Origin of the sequence: Burkholderia sp. BCC1208, assembly GCF_902833095.1 — a bacterium.
Taxonomy (GTDB): Bacteria; Pseudomonadota; Gammaproteobacteria; order Burkholderiales; family Burkholderiaceae; genus Burkholderia.
The window spans coordinates 50,030-65,254 of record NZ_CADFDY010000008.1 but is presented as its reverse complement, the minus strand read 5'-3'; the positions used below and the strand labels follow the sequence as shown (position 1 = coordinate 65,254).

General features: G+C 68.5%; 16 protein-coding genes. 1 reads left to right on the top strand and 15 read right to left on the bottom strand.

The features are described 5' to 3' along the window. Nucleotides 1–176: 176 nt before the first annotated feature. The 7 genes from HWX09_RS19665 to HWX09_RS19635 all read right to left on the bottom strand — a co-directional run bounded on the left by HWX09_RS19665 (nucleotide 177) and on the right by HWX09_RS19635 (nucleotide 7,106). Nucleotides 177–1,592: an amidase family protein gene (locus HWX09_RS19665; protein ID WP_027785539.1), complete on the bottom strand. Its 1,416-nt coding sequence runs from the start codon at nucleotides 1,590–1,592 to the stop codon at nucleotides 177–179. Between the two features lie 288 nt (nucleotides 1,593–1,880). Then, nucleotides 1,881–2,855, bottom strand: a complete 975-nt coding sequence (locus tag HWX09_RS19660) for an ABC transporter permease subunit (protein WP_027785540.1) — start codon at nucleotides 2,853–2,855, stop codon at nucleotides 1,881–1,883. Then, the gene (locus tag HWX09_RS19655; RefSeq protein ID WP_027785541.1) at nucleotides 2,855–3,652 is read right to left on the bottom strand and encodes an ABC transporter ATP-binding protein; all 798 of its coding nucleotides are present in this window, start codon (nucleotides 3,650–3,652) and stop codon (nucleotides 2,855–2,857) included. The genes HWX09_RS19660 and HWX09_RS19655 overlap by 1 nt, the downstream gene beginning before the upstream one ends. Nucleotides 3,653–3,692: 40 nt before the next feature. Continuing rightward, complete coding sequence (gene tauA, locus HWX09_RS19650; RefSeq protein ID WP_027785542.1) at nucleotides 3,693–4,709, bottom strand: taurine ABC transporter substrate-binding protein; 1,017 nt, start codon at nucleotides 4,707–4,709, stop codon at nucleotides 3,693–3,695. Between the two features lie 255 nt (nucleotides 4,710–4,964). Then, the gene (gene lipA, locus HWX09_RS19645) at nucleotides 4,965–5,957 is read right to left on the bottom strand and encodes a lipoyl synthase (RefSeq protein WP_006477693.1); all 993 of its coding nucleotides are present in this window, start codon (nucleotides 5,955–5,957) and stop codon (nucleotides 4,965–4,967) included. Continuing rightward, entirely contained in the window at nucleotides 5,950–6,696 is a 747-nt protein-coding gene (gene lipB / locus HWX09_RS19640; protein WP_027785543.1) for a lipoyl(octanoyl) transferase LipB, read from the bottom strand. Before lipB ends, lipA begins: the two co-directional genes overlap by 8 nt. An 83-nt stretch (nucleotides 6,697–6,779) precedes the next feature. Then, nucleotides 6,780–7,106: a DUF2917 domain-containing protein gene (locus tag HWX09_RS19635; RefSeq protein WP_027785544.1), complete on the bottom strand. Its 327-nt coding sequence runs from the start codon at nucleotides 7,104–7,106 to the stop codon at nucleotides 6,780–6,782. 102 nt (nucleotides 7,107–7,208) lie between these two features. Here HWX09_RS19635 and HWX09_RS19630 point away from each other — a divergent pair, with 102 nt between their 5' ends. Further along, complete coding sequence (locus tag HWX09_RS19630) at nucleotides 7,209–8,198, top strand: transcriptional regulator GcvA (RefSeq protein WP_027785545.1); 990 nt, start codon at nucleotides 7,209–7,211, stop codon at nucleotides 8,196–8,198. A 24-nt stretch (nucleotides 8,199–8,222) separates the two neighbouring features. Here HWX09_RS19630 and HWX09_RS19625 read toward each other — a convergent pair whose 3' ends face one another. From HWX09_RS19625 to HWX09_RS19590, 8 genes are all read right to left on the bottom strand, one after another. Beyond that, nucleotides 8,223–8,531 (bottom strand): YbeD family protein, encoded by a 309-nt coding sequence (locus HWX09_RS19625; RefSeq protein ID WP_027785546.1) that lies wholly within the window; start codon nucleotides 8,529–8,531, stop codon nucleotides 8,223–8,225. Further along, nucleotides 8,531–9,457, bottom strand: coding sequence for a D-amino acid aminotransferase (locus tag HWX09_RS19620; protein WP_027785547.1), 927 nt, complete (start codon nucleotides 9,455–9,457; stop codon nucleotides 8,531–8,533). The genes HWX09_RS19625 and HWX09_RS19620 overlap by 1 nt, the downstream gene beginning before the upstream one ends. A gap of 48 nt (nucleotides 9,458–9,505) precedes the next feature. Next, the gene (locus HWX09_RS19615; RefSeq protein ID WP_027785548.1) at nucleotides 9,506–10,816 is read right to left on the bottom strand and encodes a D-alanyl-D-alanine carboxypeptidase family protein; all 1,311 of its coding nucleotides are present in this window, start codon (nucleotides 10,814–10,816) and stop codon (nucleotides 9,506–9,508) included. A 503-nt stretch (nucleotides 10,817–11,319) separates the two neighbouring features. Next, a complete protein-coding gene (locus HWX09_RS19610; RefSeq protein ID WP_006485236.1) occupies nucleotides 11,320–11,964 on the bottom strand; it encodes an alpha/beta hydrolase in 645 nt (214 codons plus the stop codon). 13 nt (nucleotides 11,965–11,977) lie between these two features. Next, on the bottom strand, nucleotides 11,978–12,295 hold the full coding sequence (locus tag HWX09_RS19605; RefSeq protein ID WP_027785549.1) for a ferredoxin: 318 nt from the start codon (nucleotides 12,293–12,295) through the stop codon (nucleotides 11,978–11,980). Between the two features lie 158 nt (nucleotides 12,296–12,453). After that, nucleotides 12,454–13,605, bottom strand: coding sequence for a VanZ family protein (locus HWX09_RS19600; RefSeq protein WP_027785550.1), 1,152 nt, complete (start codon nucleotides 13,603–13,605; stop codon nucleotides 12,454–12,456). A 19-nt stretch (nucleotides 13,606–13,624) separates the two neighbouring features. Then, on the bottom strand, nucleotides 13,625–14,245 hold the full coding sequence (locus HWX09_RS19595) for an ABC-type transport auxiliary lipoprotein family protein (protein WP_027785551.1): 621 nt from the start codon (nucleotides 14,243–14,245) through the stop codon (nucleotides 13,625–13,627). A gap of 38 nt (nucleotides 14,246–14,283) precedes the next feature. Further along, entirely contained in the window at nucleotides 14,284–15,213 is a 930-nt protein-coding gene (locus tag HWX09_RS19590) for an MlaD family protein (protein ID WP_027785552.1), read from the bottom strand. Nucleotides 15,214–15,225: the final 12 nt, after the last annotated feature.

Genomic DNA, 15,225 nt, shown 5'->3' with positions numbered 1-15,225 from the left:
TACGCGCGTCGCCCGCTTCCGCTTCGCCTCCCCGTCCAACCGCGACATCGCGATCGACACGCATCCTCCGCCATGCGCTCCGACAGCGTGTGCGCCTACTCGGGCAGCTCGGCGCAACGACCGCACTCGCCGATGTCGCATGCCGATCGGCAGCGTGCGCCCGCGCTGCGCGCCGTTCAGTGCAACGGACCGCGTCGCGGATCGATCGGCGTCGTCACGCCGCAACGCGCCTCGATCACCTCGCCCGCCGCAAGGCAACGGCTTTCCTGAAAGCGCCCGGCCACCAGCTGCACGCCGACCGGCAGCCCATCCACCGCGCCGACCGGCACGGACAGGCCCGGTAGGCCGAGAATCGCGGTGGCGAGCATCGGGCCTTGCGCATCCAGAATGCCCCGCATCGCGTCGTCTCCGCAGCGATCCGCATCGATCGGGAACGGGCGCTGCCAGGACACCGGCATCAGCAGCAACGGGTGACGGGCGAAAAAAATCTGCCAATGGCGCAGCACCGACGATCGCCGCGACAGCGCGTTCATGTAGCCGACCATGTCGAGCGGCTTCGCGAGATGCCTCATGCTCGCGCAAGCGACGCGGACCGCGTCGTCGCCGTAGGCGTCGATCGCACCGCCCATGCCGGCCTCCATTTCCGCCGTCGTCAACGCGAGCCACAGATCGGCCGCTTCCCGCAGCGCCGGCGGCGTCGCGTGCACGACGGAATAGCCGGCCGCATCGAGGCAGCCGGCGGCGAAATCGAGCGCATCGAGCACCGCCGGATCGGCCTCGATGCCGTCCATCTGCCGGCACAACGCGACGCGCGTCGGCCCCGCATCGGCACTCAACGGCGCCGGCACCCACCAGGGATCGTTGAGATCCGGCGCGGCGAGCGCCCGCAGCGCGAGGCGCAGATCGGCCACCGTGCGTGCAAGCGGCCCCTGTACCGACGCAAGCTGAACGGCCGGCGTCCGCTCGTGCGCCTGACTCGGATTGAACGCGGGCACACGCCCCTGGCTCGGGCGCAATCCCGCCACGCCGCACGCATACGCCGGATATCGAATCGAGCCGCCCAGATCGTTGCCGTGCGCGATCGCGCCCACGCCGGTCGCCACCGCGACAGCCGCGCCGCCGCTGGATCCGCCGGATGTCACGCCGGGCACCCACGGATTCAGCGTCCGGCCGTACAGCTCGTTGTCGGTAAACCAGCGCAGCGAAAACGCGGGCGTATTGGTACGGCCGATGATGATCGCGCCTGCCTTGCGCAGATTCGCGACGACCGGGCTGTCGGCGACCGCCACGACGTCGCGATAGGCGGCGACGCCATTGCTCGTCGCACGGCCGGCCATGTCGACATTGACCTTCACCGTCACGGGCACCCCGTGCAGCGGGCCGACTCGCGCCCCTCGAGCGATCCGCGCGTCCGCGTCGGCGGCGGCCTGCATCGCATCGTCGGCAAGCACGTCGACGACCGCGTTGGTCTGCGGATTGACGGCATCGAGCCGCGCAAGACAGCTCGCGACGACCTCCTGGGCCGAGCATTCTCGTTGCGTCAGGTTTGCCACGACCTCCGTTGCGCTCAGGCGCCACAGTTCCCTGTCCATCCGTATGGTCTCCTCGATGCGCTGCACCGCGCCTTCTTTGTTTGAGATAAAACTATCTTATGAAGAATTGGCGCGCACCGACAGACAATTTGTTTGTGGGTGTGGCAGTCAGCAGTTGCCGCCCGCGAGTGGGTTTTATATGGAGGAATGGCGGATCAGCCACCGAAGGCACGGCTGCAGCTGGTCGGGCGGGCGGCATCCGGGCCGCCACGCGCAGCCCGCGCCGAGCCATGCTGCCGTCGGCAACGCGATCCGATCGACGAACGCGAGGACGATCTCGACGCCCGCTCAGCCTCGCCCCTTCCACGGCACCATCCGCCGCTCGATCCACCGCATCGCGAGATCGAACAGCCACGCGATCGTGCCGATGATCAGGATGCCCATCACGACGATGTCGGTGCGCAGGAAGCTCGATGCGTTGAGCACCATCTGGCCGAGTCCGGCCGTCGCGGCGACCATCTCGGCCGCGACGAGCGTCGTCCAGCCGAAGCCGATCGCGATCCGCAGCCCCGTGAGGATCTCCGGCAGCGCGGCCGGCAGCACGACGTGGCGCACGATCTGCGCGAAGCTGCCGCCGAGCGAATACGCGGCGTTGATCTGCTCGATCGTCGCTGCGCGCACGCCGGCGCGCGCGGCCATCGCGATCGGCGCGAAGCACGCGAGGAAGATCACGACGAGCTTCGCCGTTTCGTCGATGCCGAACCAGATCACGACCAGCGGCAGGTACGCGAGCGGCGGCAGCGGCCGGTAGAACTCCAGCAGCGGATCGAGCACGCCGCGCGCGACGCGGCTCACGCCCATCAGGATGCCGGCCGGCACGCCGATCGCGGTCGCGAACAGGAACGCGCCGAACACGCGCGCGGCGCTCCACAGCAAATGCTCGGACAACGGCAGGCCGCCCTGGATGCGGCCGTGCCACGCATCGACGAACGCCGCCCATACCGCTTCCGGCGCGGGCAGGAAGAGCGGCGGCAGCCACTGACGATGCGTCGCGACCCACCACAGCGCGGCCAGCGCCGCGACCGTCGCCGCGCTCAGCCCGACCGTCTTCCCCTGCCCCGGCAACCGGTAACGGTGCGATGGGCGAGATGGGCGCGCGGCGCGCGCCGCCGCCTGACGCCGCGTCGTGCGATCGTCCTGCTCGAAACTCACATCTGTGCGATCGGCCGCCCACGAATCCTGCGTGCTCATGCTGTCCTGCCTGTTCAAAGTGCTGTTCCGGCCGCGCCCGACGGCCACGCCCTGCCGCGCCCATTCGCGCATCACGCGACCTCTCCGGCCGCTTCCTCGCGATGCAGATACGCGATCAGCCGCTCGCGCCATGCGATGAAATCCGGCGACGACTTCACCGCACGCGCATCGCGCGTTTCGACGTAGCGGCGCGCGAACGGCAGCTCGAAGGTTTCGGCGATGCGCCCGGGGCCCGGCGTCATCACGACGAGACGCGTCGCAAGAAAGAGCGCCTCCTCGACGTCGTGCGTGATGAAGAACACCGTCTTGCCGGTGCGCGCCCACACGTCGAGCACGAGCGCCTGCATCGTGCCGCGTGTCATCGCGTCGAGCGCGCCCATCGGCTCGTCCATCAGCAGCACGCGCGGGTCGCTCGCGAGCGCACGCGCGATGCCGACCCGCTGCTGCATCCCGCCCGACAGCTCGTACACGCGCGCATGGGCATGGCCGTCGAGCCCGACCAGCGCGAGCATCTCCCGCGCCCGCGCTTCGCGCTCGGCCTTCGACACGTGCGCGAAGCGCAGCCCGAGCGCGACGTTGTCGAGCACGTCGAGCCACGGCAGCAGCGCGTATTTCTGGAACACGACGCCGCGATCGGCGCCGGGGCCCGTGACCGGCACGCCGTCGACGCGCACGTCGCCGGTCGTCGGCGCGACGAAGCCGGCCATGCAGTTCAGCAGCGTCGTCTTGCCGCATCCGGACGCACCGAGCGCGACGACGAATTCACCGGCGTCGATGCGCAGGTCGACGCGCGCGAGCGCGTGCGTCGTCGGCCTGCCGCGCTCGCCCGGATAGGCAACCGATACCTGGCGGACTTCCAGCGTGCTCATGATCGAAGGGCTCCGCGATGAATGGGCTGAATGGCCGCGCTCAGCGCGTGGCCTTCTGCACGAACTGCGGATCGACGCCGGCCGAATAGTCGGCGAGCACCGTCTGGATCGTGCCTTGCGATTTGAGGAACGCGGCCGTGGCCGCGAGCGACTTCGCGGCGCCCGATTGCGCGCCGCCGCCGAGCCACGCCGGCGAAGCCTGCTCGGCCGCCGTCGGGAATGCGTAGAGCGCGAGACTGGCCGGCACGTCCTGCGCGTTCGCGCCCGACACCTTCGCCACCGCCGCGACCTGCGGCGAGCCGACCTTCCATGCCGCGGCATGCGCCCGGTAGTCGGCATCGGCGGCCGCGAGCACCTTCACGAAGCGCGTGACGAACTCGGGGTTCTCGCGTGCGAACTTGCGGCTCACGACGAAGCCGTCGAAAGTCGACTTGCCGCTTTCTTTCGCAACCCGGCCCGACGTCGTCAGCACGGTGCCCGACTGCTTGACCTTCGCGAGCACCGGATCCCAGATATAAGTCGCGTCGATGTCGCCGCGCGCCCACGCGGCCGCGACTTCGGGCGGACGCAGGTTGACGATCTTCACGTCGTTCGGATTCACGCCCGCGGCCTGCAGCGCAACGAGCGTATGGAAGTGCGACGTCGACACGAACGGCACGCCGATCTTCTTGCCCTTGAGCGCGGCGACGCTGGTCACGCCCGAGCCATTGCGCGCGACGAGCGCCTCGGCGTCGTTGATGTTGTCGAGCACCCAGAACAGCGAGATGTCGAGCCCCTGCGACAGGCCGGCCGCGATCGGGCTCGAACCGGCTTCGCCGAGCTGCACGGATCCCGATGCGAGCGCGCGGATCACGTCGGCGCCGCTGTCGAGCTTGCGGAACGTGACCTTGTAGCCGGTTGCCTTTTCGACTTCACCGCTCGCCTGCGCGTAGCGCCACGGCACGACCATGTCCTGGTACGCGATCACGACTTCGCGCGATTCGGCGTGTGCGGCGCCGAGCGCGGCAAAGGCGGTCAGCGCGACGACGGCGCGGCGGATGAAGCTGAAACGGGACATGCGGCTCTCCTTCGGAATGCGGGCATTGCTGCGGGAGAGCCGACTATAGGAGCTTTGCGCGCGGCGGAAGCGAACTTATCCTGCGAAGCTATCGATGCCGTTTCAGCTTTGCTTTTCATGCTCGACCGGCTTGCGCGTCCGGTCGGGTGACGATTGCCGTGCGCATGCGCCGATAACCGCCGCGCCAACGAAAAAGCCCGCATCGCTGCGGGCTTTCGGGACTGCTGGTCTTGCGGATGGGGGCAAACGCGGCGTTTAGACCACCCCTGCCCCATGCGCCTGCAAATCGGCGTGATAGCTCGACCGCACCATCGCGCCGACGGCCGCGTGCGTGAAGCCCATCTTGTACGCCTCTTCCTCGTACATCTTGAACGTATCCGGATGCACGTACGCACGCACCGGTAGATGGTGCTCGGACGGCTGCAGATACTGGCCGATCGTCAGCATGTCGACGTCGTGCGCGCGCAGGTCGCGCATCACCTGCAGGATTTCCTCTTCCGTCTCGCCGAGGCCGACCATCAGGCCCGACTTCGTCGCGACGTCCGGATGCAGCGCCTTGAAGTCCTTCAAAAGCTTCAGCGAGTGCGCGTAGTCCGAACCCGGGCGCGCTTCCTTGTACAGGCGCGGCACCGTTTCGAGGTTGTGGTTCATCACGTCGGGCGGCGCCGCGTTCAGGATCGAGATCGCGCGGTCGAGACGGCCGCGGAAGTCCGGCGTCAGGATCTCGATGCGCGTGTCCGGCGACTGCGCGCGCGTTTCGCGGATGCACTCGACGAAGTGGGCGGCGCCACCGTCGCGCAGGTCGTCGCGGTCGACGCTCGTGATCACCACGTACTTGAGCTTCAGCGCGGCGATCGTGCGTGCGAGGTTCTTCGGTTCATCCGCGTCGAGCGGATCGGGACGGCCGTGGCCGACGTCGCAGAACGGGCAGCGGCGCGTGCACTTGTCGCCCATGATCATGAACGTCGCGGTGCCCTTGCCGAAGCATTCGCCGATGTTCGGGCAGCTCGCTTCCTCGCACACGGTGTGCAGGTTGTGCTCGCGCAGGATCGTCTTGATCTCGTTGAAACGCGAGCTGCCGGTGGCCGCCTTCACGCGGATCCACTCGGGCTTCTTCAGCTTTTCGATCGGAATGACCTTGATCGGGATGCGCGCCGTCTTCGCCTGCGCCTTCTGCTTGGCGGTCGGATCGTAGGCCGGGGTCGCGGCCGTATCGGCCGGTGCGGGAGAAGCGGTAACGTCAGTCATTCGATTGTTCCAGTGCCTGCGGCTTGTCGGCGGCCGCGGATGCGCCGTCGAGGTTGGCGATCAGACGGCCCACCAGCGTGTGGGCGACGTCGTTCCAGTCGGCGGCAACCTCGAGGCTCGCCATGTCGACGGTTTCCAGTCCGGCATAGCCGCACGGGTTGATCGCAAGAAACGGGCGCAGATCCATCTTCACGTTCAGGCTCAGCCCGTGATAGCTGCAGCCGTTACGGATCTTCAGGCCAAGGGCCGCGATTTTCGCGCCCTCGTGCACGCCGGATGCCACGTAGATTCCCGGCGCGCCCGCCTTGCGGACCGAAGCGAGATTATACGCCGCGAGGGTTTCGATCACGGCCTCCTCGATCTTCGTCACGAGCGTACGCACCATCAGCTTGCGCCGGCGCAGGTCCAGCAGCAGGTAGACGACGATCTGGCCGGGGCCGTGATAAGTGATTTGCCCGCCGCGGTCGACCTTCACGAGCGGCACGCCGCTGTCGGCCACCAGCAGGTGCGCCGGGTCGCCGGCCTGGCCGAGCGTGTAGACGGGCGGGTGCTCGACCACCCAGATCTCGTCGCCGGTGTCGGCCGTGCGCGTGTCGGTGAACGCGCGCATCGCGTCGAAGCTCGCCTCGTAGGCCTCGCTGCCCCGCCAGCGCACGGTGACCGGCTGAACCGGCGATCCGGCAGGCGATGGGGAGACGGCGACAGGCGTGGACACGATGGAAACCGGCGAAACGGACATGGGCGGTAGTTTACCGAAAACCCATGGGTCTCGCCGGCCGGGGAAAGGGACGGATGGTCAGTATCCGTCTGAGGAAATGGCGGTCAAACCGTGCGCCATCCGTCGTGGACCAGCGCGGCGACGCGTTCGCGCAGCCGGCTCAGCCCGCCGAGCGCGACTTCCCGCGGCGGCCGCGACACCGAGAACGCGACGCATGCGCCCTCCCGGCCTTCCGCGCTGAGCCACAGCCGCTCGCCGCGGCGCAGCTTGAGCGTCTCGCCGTCGACCAGGAAATAGTCGTCGACGTCGTTGCTGCGCGTCGCCCAGACCGGCCCGCACTGGACGATCAGCCGCGTGCTGCGTTGCACCTTCATCGGGACGGTCTCGCCCGCGGGAATTTCGAATGTGATGCTTGAAGAAATTTCTTGCATGATCGCCTCCGCCAATAAGTGCTCCGATGGCTACAATCGTAGTCACTCAAAGGCGCCCGACCAAACGACCAATTTTCACGTCGATGTGAGGAAAATTAGCAAATGGACCTCCGCCAGCTCCCGGCGCTGAACGCGATTCGCGCGTTCGAAGCCGCCGCCCGTCACGAGAACTTCTCGCGCGCCGCCGACGAGCTGTTCGTCACGCACGGCGCGGTCAGCCATCAGGTGCGCGCGCTCGAGGAAGAGCTCGGCGTGCAGCTGTTCACGCGCAACGGCAAGCGGCTGTGCCTGACCGACGCCGGCATGCGCTACGCGCAGCAGATCCGCACCGCGCTGATGGTGATCGCCGACGCGACGCGCGACGTGCGCGCGAGCGACCGCAGCCGGCGGCTGGTGGTGTCGATGCTGTCGTCGTTCGCCGCGCGCTTCATCACGCCGCGCATCGGCACGTTCATCGAGCGGCATCCGGAAATCGACGTCGAGCTGCAGTCGACCAACTCGCTCACCGATTTCGCGCGCGACGACGTCGATCTCGCGATCCGCTTCGGCTTCGGCAGCTATCCGGGGCTTCACGTCGAGCCGCTGTTCGAGGAGGTGTTCTTTCCCGCCTGCGCGCCGACACTGAACGGCGGCAAGCTGCCGCAGACGCCCGCCGATCTCGCGCACTACCCGCTGCTGCGCTCGGACGACGAGCTGTGGCGGCCATGGTTCGACGCGGCCGGGCTCGATACGCTGACCGAGCCGAAACGGGGGATTCTGTACCAGGATTCGTCGAACCTGCTGCTCGCCGCGATCGAGGGCCAGGGGATCGCGCTGGTGCGCCGCTCGCTCGCGGTGCACGACCTGCTCGACGGGCGCATCGTGCGCCTGTTCGACATCGACGGGCCGAGCCCGTGGCACTATTTTTTCGTGTGTCCGCCGCCGCTGCTGAACACGCCGCGCGTGCAGGCGTTCCGGACCTGGCTGTTCGAGGAAGTCGCCGAATACAAGCGGCTGTGCGACGAGCTGGACGCGCGGCGCGCGGCGGGGAAATGCCCCGCCGAGTGCGCGCTGGAAGGCGGATGGAAAGGGATCAGCGGCCGTTTGCGCTGATCCCCGGGCCGTCGGAACGGGCCCTTAGAGCACGACCTTGACCATCGGATGGCCGGTCAGCGCGCGGTAGATGTTGTCGAGCTGCTCCTGGCTCGTCGCGCGCACGGTGATCGTGAGGCCCGTGTAATTACCGCTGCTCGACGCGCGCTCCTCGATCTTCTCGACGTCGATCTCGTTGTCGTGAACGGCCACGACCTTGAAGATCGTGTCCTTGAATTCGGGGTGCGCCTTGCCCATGATCTTGATCGGGAAATCGCACGGGAACTCCAGCAGCGACTCCTTCCGGGTTTCGATCGCGCCGGTGACCTCGACGGTTTTGGTCGGTTCGCTCATCACTTCCTCCGGGTCAGGTCAAACTGTTCAAACTCGCGTGCCTTCGCACGCTGGTACGCGTCATACAGCGCCGCGAACACGGGGCCCGGCTTGCCGCCCTGCACGGGCAGATCGTCGAGCGACGTCACGGGCAGGATTTCCTTGGTGGCCGACGTCAGCATGATCTCGTCGGCCGTGCGCAGTTCGACCTCGCTGATCTCGCGCGCGACGAACCGGATCCCGCACTCCTCGGCCAGTTGCTCGACCAGCGCGTAGCGGATCCCTTCGAGGATCTTGTTGCTGCGCGGCGGCGCGAACAGTTCGCCGTTCTTCACGATCCACACGTTCGACGACGAGCCTTCGGTCACGTTTTCGTCGCGCAACTGGATCGTCTCGAACGCGTCGCGTTCGGCCGCATGCTGCGCCATCAATACGTTGCCGAGCAGCGAGATCGACTTGATGTCGCAATGCAGCCAGCGGCGATCCTCGGCCGTCACGCAGCGCACGCCTCGCGCGCGCTCCTCTTCCGACGGCAGACGCAGCGGGCTCGCCATCGCGAACACGGTCGGCACCGCGTTCGCGGGGAACGCGTGGCCGCGCTTCGCGACGCCGCGCGTGACCTGCAGGTAGACGAGCACGTTGCCGTCGCGGAGGCCTTCGGCGTTCGCCGCGACCACCCGCTCGATCAGCGCGCGCCAGCCGGCCGCATCGTGCGGGCTGTCGATGCCGATCTTCTTCAGGCTGCGCGCGAGCCGATCCAGATGCTGTTCGATCCGGAACGGCACGTGCGCGCCGTCGTGCGCATACACGGGGACGACTTCATACACGCCGTCGCCGAAGATGAACCCGCGGTCGAGCACCGGCACACGGGCTTCGGACAGCGGCACCAGTTCCTCTTGCGACGAGACGCTGAGGTAGACGATCGGTTCGAATTCGGCTTGGCTCATGGCTATGACAGATGGGGATGAAGTCGTGAAAACAAAGGCCCGTCGTGCTTACTTCTTCTTGCTGAACATCAGCAGGATCGAGTCCCAGATACGTCCGAAGATACCCGCTTCCGGCACGGCCTGCAGCGCGACGACCGGGAATTCGGACAGCGTCTTGCCGTCGGCGACGATCTTCACGGTGCCGACCTGCTGGCCTTGCGCGAGCGGCGCGATCAGCGGCGCGTTGACGTCGACTTCGGTCTTGACCTTGTCGCCGAGGCCGCGCGGCACCGTCGCCCACTGGTCGACCTTCACGCCGACCTGCACGGTGTTGTCCTTGCCCTTGTAGAGGCGCGGCGTCGCGATCGCCTGGCCGCCCTTGAACAGGCGCACCGAATCGAACGCGCTGTAGCCGTAGTTCAGCATCTTCATGCTGTCCTGCGTCCGGTCGCTTTCCTTCTGCTCGCCCATCATCACCGACACGAGGCGGCGCTGGCCGTCGACACCCGGGATCGCGCGCTTGGCCGACGCGATCAGGCAGTAGCCGGCTGCCTGCGTATGGCCCGTCTTCAGGCCGTCGACCGTCGGGTCGAGCCACAGCAGCCGGTTGCGGTTGCCCTGGCGGATGTTGTTGTACTTGAATTCCTTCTCCGAGAAGATGCCGTAGTACTGCGGAAAATCGCGGATCAGGTGTGCGGACAGCCTCGCGAGGTCGCCGGCCGTCGTGTAGTGGTTCGGGTCGGGCATGCCGTTCACGTCGGCGAAGTGCGTGCCCTTCATGCCGAGGCGCGCCGCCTCGTCGTTCATCATCGTGACGAACTGCCCTTCGCTGCCGCCGACGAGCTCGGCCAGCGCGATCGCGGCATCGTTGCCCGACTGGATGATCATCCCGTACACGAGGTCATGCACGGACACCGGCTTGTTCGCCTCGATGAACATGCGCGACTCGTCGCGGCCGACGCGGCGCACCGCGTCGCTCGGCGTGACGATCTGCTCCATCGAGATCTTCTTCTTGTCGAGCGCCTCGAACACGAGATACGCCGTCATCAGCTTCGTCAACGACGCCGGCTCGACGCGTTCGTCCGCATTGCCCGATGCGAGCACCGTGTTGCTCGTCGCGTCGACGAGCACCCACGAGCGCGCGTTCACGCCCGGCGGCGGCACCGCGCCCGGCATGTAGGTCGCGGGCGCGCCGGTGGACTGCTCGGCGGCCGGCGCCGCATGCGCGGCCTTGGCCTTGGCGGCCGGCTTCGCCTCGGCGACGACGATGGTCGAGGCGAGCGCGACGGGCAGCATCACGCCGAGCGCGACGTTGCGCGCGGCGGTGCCGAAGGCGATGGAGGAAGCGAGGGACTTGAGGCCTTGGGAAGACAGACGCATGATCGATTCAGGCTGATGGCAGAAAGTGCGGTGCGAAACGCGCAGGGTTGAACGGCAAGGCGGCGGGCGTTTCGGGCACTCGCCCGACACCGTCGGGCGACGCGAAACGCGCCGGTTGGACTCGTGCGGACGCGTTCGGTTCGCGGCCGTCGCGAGCGGGCGGACAGGCGGCGAAACGAGCGCCGCATGGGCCCAGCCGGGCCGCGGGCAACGCGGAATGCGGCCATTATACGTGGCCGCGAACGGCGTTTTCGCGAACGGGGCAGCGGACGCCCGCATAGCGGCTTCGCGCGCATGGCGCGGCGACGCGTCGGGCGCGCGTGCCTGACGTCGCGCGAAAGGCGGGTGCAGGCGGCATGCCAGTCGGGTAGTGCCACCGTGCGGCAGGCGGGGCGCGGTGCGGCGCGATGTCGCGTGAAGTGTCGGGAAGGTTCGCGCATCCTCCGGCCGAAGCCCACGCGCGGTACGGGCTGCCGGCGCTTACGCCGGCGCCCACATGGACGCTATCGCCACGCGTCGACGATGATGCGCTTGAGCACGTGCAGCTTGCGATGGAGGAAGTGCTCGGCGCCGGGTATCACGACGACGGGCAGTTCCTGCGGCCGCGCCCAGTCGTACACCGACGCGATCGGCACCGTGTCGTCGGTTTCGCCGTGGATCACGAGCGTGTTCTCGGGCACGTCGGCCACCTGCCAGCGGCTCGCGGCCGTGCCGACGAACACCATCCGCTCGATCGTCTCGCCCGCGTCGCGCAGCCGCTTCGCGACGTGCGACAGCACGAAGGTGCCGAACGAGAAGCCCGCGAGCACGAGCGGGAGGTCCGCATACGCGGGCTGCGCGCGCATGTGCGCGAGCACCGCGAGCAGATCGTCGGCCTCGCCGGTGCCGTTGTCGTGCACGCCTTCGGTCGCGCCGACGCCACGGAAGTTCGACCGGTAGACGACATAGTTCAGCTGCACGAGCGTACGCGCGAGCGTCTGTGCGACCTTGTTGTCCATCGTGCCGCCGAACAACGGATGCGGATGCGCGACGAGCGCGATGCCGCGCGGCGCGGCGCCGCCCTCGCGCACGGCGTCGGGCAGGTCGACCGCGATTTCGATCTGTCCGATCGGGCCGGCGATCAGCGATTTCTGCGTATGAACGTTCATTCGCCCGGCCCGCTCAGATCTTCAGGCGGTCGACGACCTTGCCGTCGCGCAGGTGCGACTCGACGATCTCGTCGATGTCGGCCTGATCGACGTACGTGTACCACGTGCCTTCCGGATACACGACCATCACCGGCCCTTCCTCGCAGCGGTCGAGGCAGCCGGCCTTGTTGATGCGGACCTTGCCGGGCCCCGCGAGACCGAGTTCCTTCACGCGCTTTTTCGCGTATTCCTGCATGGTCTGCGCGTTGCATTGCGCGCAGCTCGGACGCTCGGCGCCGGGATCGCGCTGGTTCAGGCAGAAGAAGACGTGGTGCTGGTAGTAGGAATCCATGATGGTGACGAGCGGCCCGGCGCGAGGCCGTGCGCAAAGAGGGGCGATGAATTGCCGTTACGCGAAGCGGCAACGGAGGATGCGGACGATTATAGCGACCGGCGCACGCGGCTGCCCGCGGTACGGCCGCCGGACAGGCTCGGGCCCGGGCTGCCGCGTCAGCGGCGCAGCGCGGCCGGCAGCCACGCGTGCTCGACGCGTTGGCCGAGCCAGATCAGCGCCGCGTAGGGCCAGATCCATGCGAGCCAGCGCGCGATGCTGTTGAAGTGCACGTAGCGGCCCTGCCGCCACCCCGACAGCGTGAAGTCGAAGAACGGGTTGACCGGCAGCAGGTTCACGAGCGCGACGCCCGCCAGCAGCGCGAGCGCCGCGAGCATCGCGCGCCACGTCGCCGGCACGCGCAATGAGACGAGCGCCGCCGCGAAACCGAGCTCGATGCCGAGCCGCGCGCCGGGCGTCGCCCACACGACGACGAGGCCGGTGGCCGACTGCATGAACGTCGCGGCCGCCTTCAGCACGAGCGTGGCGACCACCAGCGCGATCAGCAGCCGGATGCGCGGCGCGCGCGGGCGCATCGCGAGCGACGCGATCGCCAGCGCGGCGAACAGCATCAGCCCGCCGAGCACGGCTTCCCACGCGGAATCCGACAACCAGCCGTCGACCCGCTCGGGCCATTCGCTGACGCGCCACGCGGCCGGCAGCCACGCGAGCAGCGTGTCCTGCATCGACGCATCGGCGCGCTCCCACAGTGCGGCCGGCCAGTCGCCGATGCCGAACAGGAATGGCGACGGAAATACGATCGCGAACGGCCACAGCGCGGCGAGCAGCAGCGGCGTCGAACCGTCGGCCTCCAGCCACGCGAAACGCAGCCGGCGCAACACCCCGCGGTCGAGCAGCGCACCGGTGGCCGGCGCGGCGAGCGCCGCGCCCAGCAGCGCGCCGAGCGCGTTGGCGCCGAGATCGAGATTCGACGCGACGCGCGTCGGCAAGTAGGTCTGCAGCGCTTCCATCGTGCCCGACAGCAGCACGCCGAGCCCGCCCGCGATCAGCGTCGCGGCCACGCCGCGCCAGCGCGGGTGCAGCGCGAGCACGCCGAGCGCGCCGAACGGCAGATAACCGAGCACGTTCGTGACCACGTCGAACGCCGTCACGTAACGCTGCATCGGCGCGAACAGGTAATCGAACGGACCGATGCCGAGCGACACCCAGCCTTCGAACGGATACAGCGACGCATAAACGATCAGCGCCGCGTAGGCGGCAAACGCCTGCCGCGCGAGCGGCGACGCGCGATGCGTGCCGGGCACGCTCATCGCGGCTGCCCGTCGGGCGTCACGGCGTGCCCGCGTACGCCTGCACGCCGACCCACGCGGCGATCTGCGACACGAGCTCGTCGCTGGCCATCGCGAGCGCACGCGCGCCGCCGGCCGCGTCGGGCGTGCTCGACGGCGCGCGCGCGACGAACGTGCGCTGGCCGAGCACCTTGCCGTCGAGCATCAGCGTCGCGCGCGCGGTCACCGCGCCGTGGCTTTGCGACTGCCCGTCGAAAACCTGTTCGAATTCGCTGAGGTCGACCTTGAGCGTCGGTGCACGCACGCCGTCGGAGCCTTCGAGCACCGCACCGCGCGACGACAGCGCGCCGCGCAGCCGTTGCGTGAGCAACTGGGCGGGCGGCGCGGTCCAGCGGCTGTCGCGATAGACGGCCACGTGCTGCGCATCGGCGTATGCGAGGCGGTACGCGAACTTGTCCGAGTCGAGCGCGTCGGGCGCGGCGACGTCGAGCACCTTCAGCGCGGGGCCCGAACCGGTGGTCACCGACGACGCGGGTCCGAGGTCGTAGCGGATGTTCGACAGCACCGCTTCGTTGCCGGCGCAGCCGGCCGCCAGCGCGAGCGTCAGCACGGCAAGCGCGGCCGCGGCCGGGCGCAGCGCGCGGTCAAGGATTCGTGGCATGGCGTATTCCTGCATGATGTTTCCGGTTTCGATGGGCGTCATTGGCCGGCCGTCGCGCCCGGCCAGACGAAGCCCGCTTCGCCGGGCCCCGGCGCCGCGCCGGGCGACCCGAACAACAGACTGCGCGGGTTGCGGCCGAGTTCACCGGCGACGTCCTTCAATTGCCGCGACGCGTCGCCGACGCTGCCGGCCAGCGCATTGAAGCGCGGCAGCGTGTCGTACTGCACGCGCGCGTTGAGGCCGTTCAGCGCGACGCCGACCTGCTCGGCGGCCGTGCCGGCCTTGTTCAGGTTCGACACGAGCGGCCCGTTCGGCTGCAGCAGCGTGTTCGCCGACGCCATCGCGCGGTTCACCTCGTGCATCGTCTCCGGCAGCGCGGTGACCGCCGGGCCGAGCTGCTTCGTCAGCGTCGCCGCGCTGTCGGCCGCGTGCTGCAGGCTCTCGGCGGTCGCGCGCAACTGCTCGCGCATCTCGGGCGACATCAGCGCGTTCGCGCTCTTCGCGGCCAGTTCGAACTGCCGCAGCAGCACGTCGCCGCGTTCCTGGATCTGGTCGAACAGGCTCGGCCGCATCGGGATCTGCGCGATCGACTTCGCGGACGACGGCAGCGGCGACAGATCGCGTCCCGTATCCTCGAGCTGCACGAACGCGATGCCCGTCACGCCCTGGAAGCCGAGGCTGCCGTAAGTCGACTGCGTGATCGGCGCGTCGTGATCGACGAGGATGCGGATCCGGATCTGGCCCGGATGCGTGCGGTCGAAGCCGATCGACTGCACCTTGCCGACGTCGAGGCCACGAAAGCGCACGGCCGCGTCCGGGAACAGCCCCGTCACGTTGGTGCGCGCGAGCAGGTCGTACGGCACGCGCACGGTGCGGTCGACGTTGAACCAGAACACGGTGCCCGCGATCGCGAGCGTCAGCGCGATCGTGAACAGGCCGGCCCAGAACGCATGTGATTTGTTTTCCATTCGCGGGTTCCT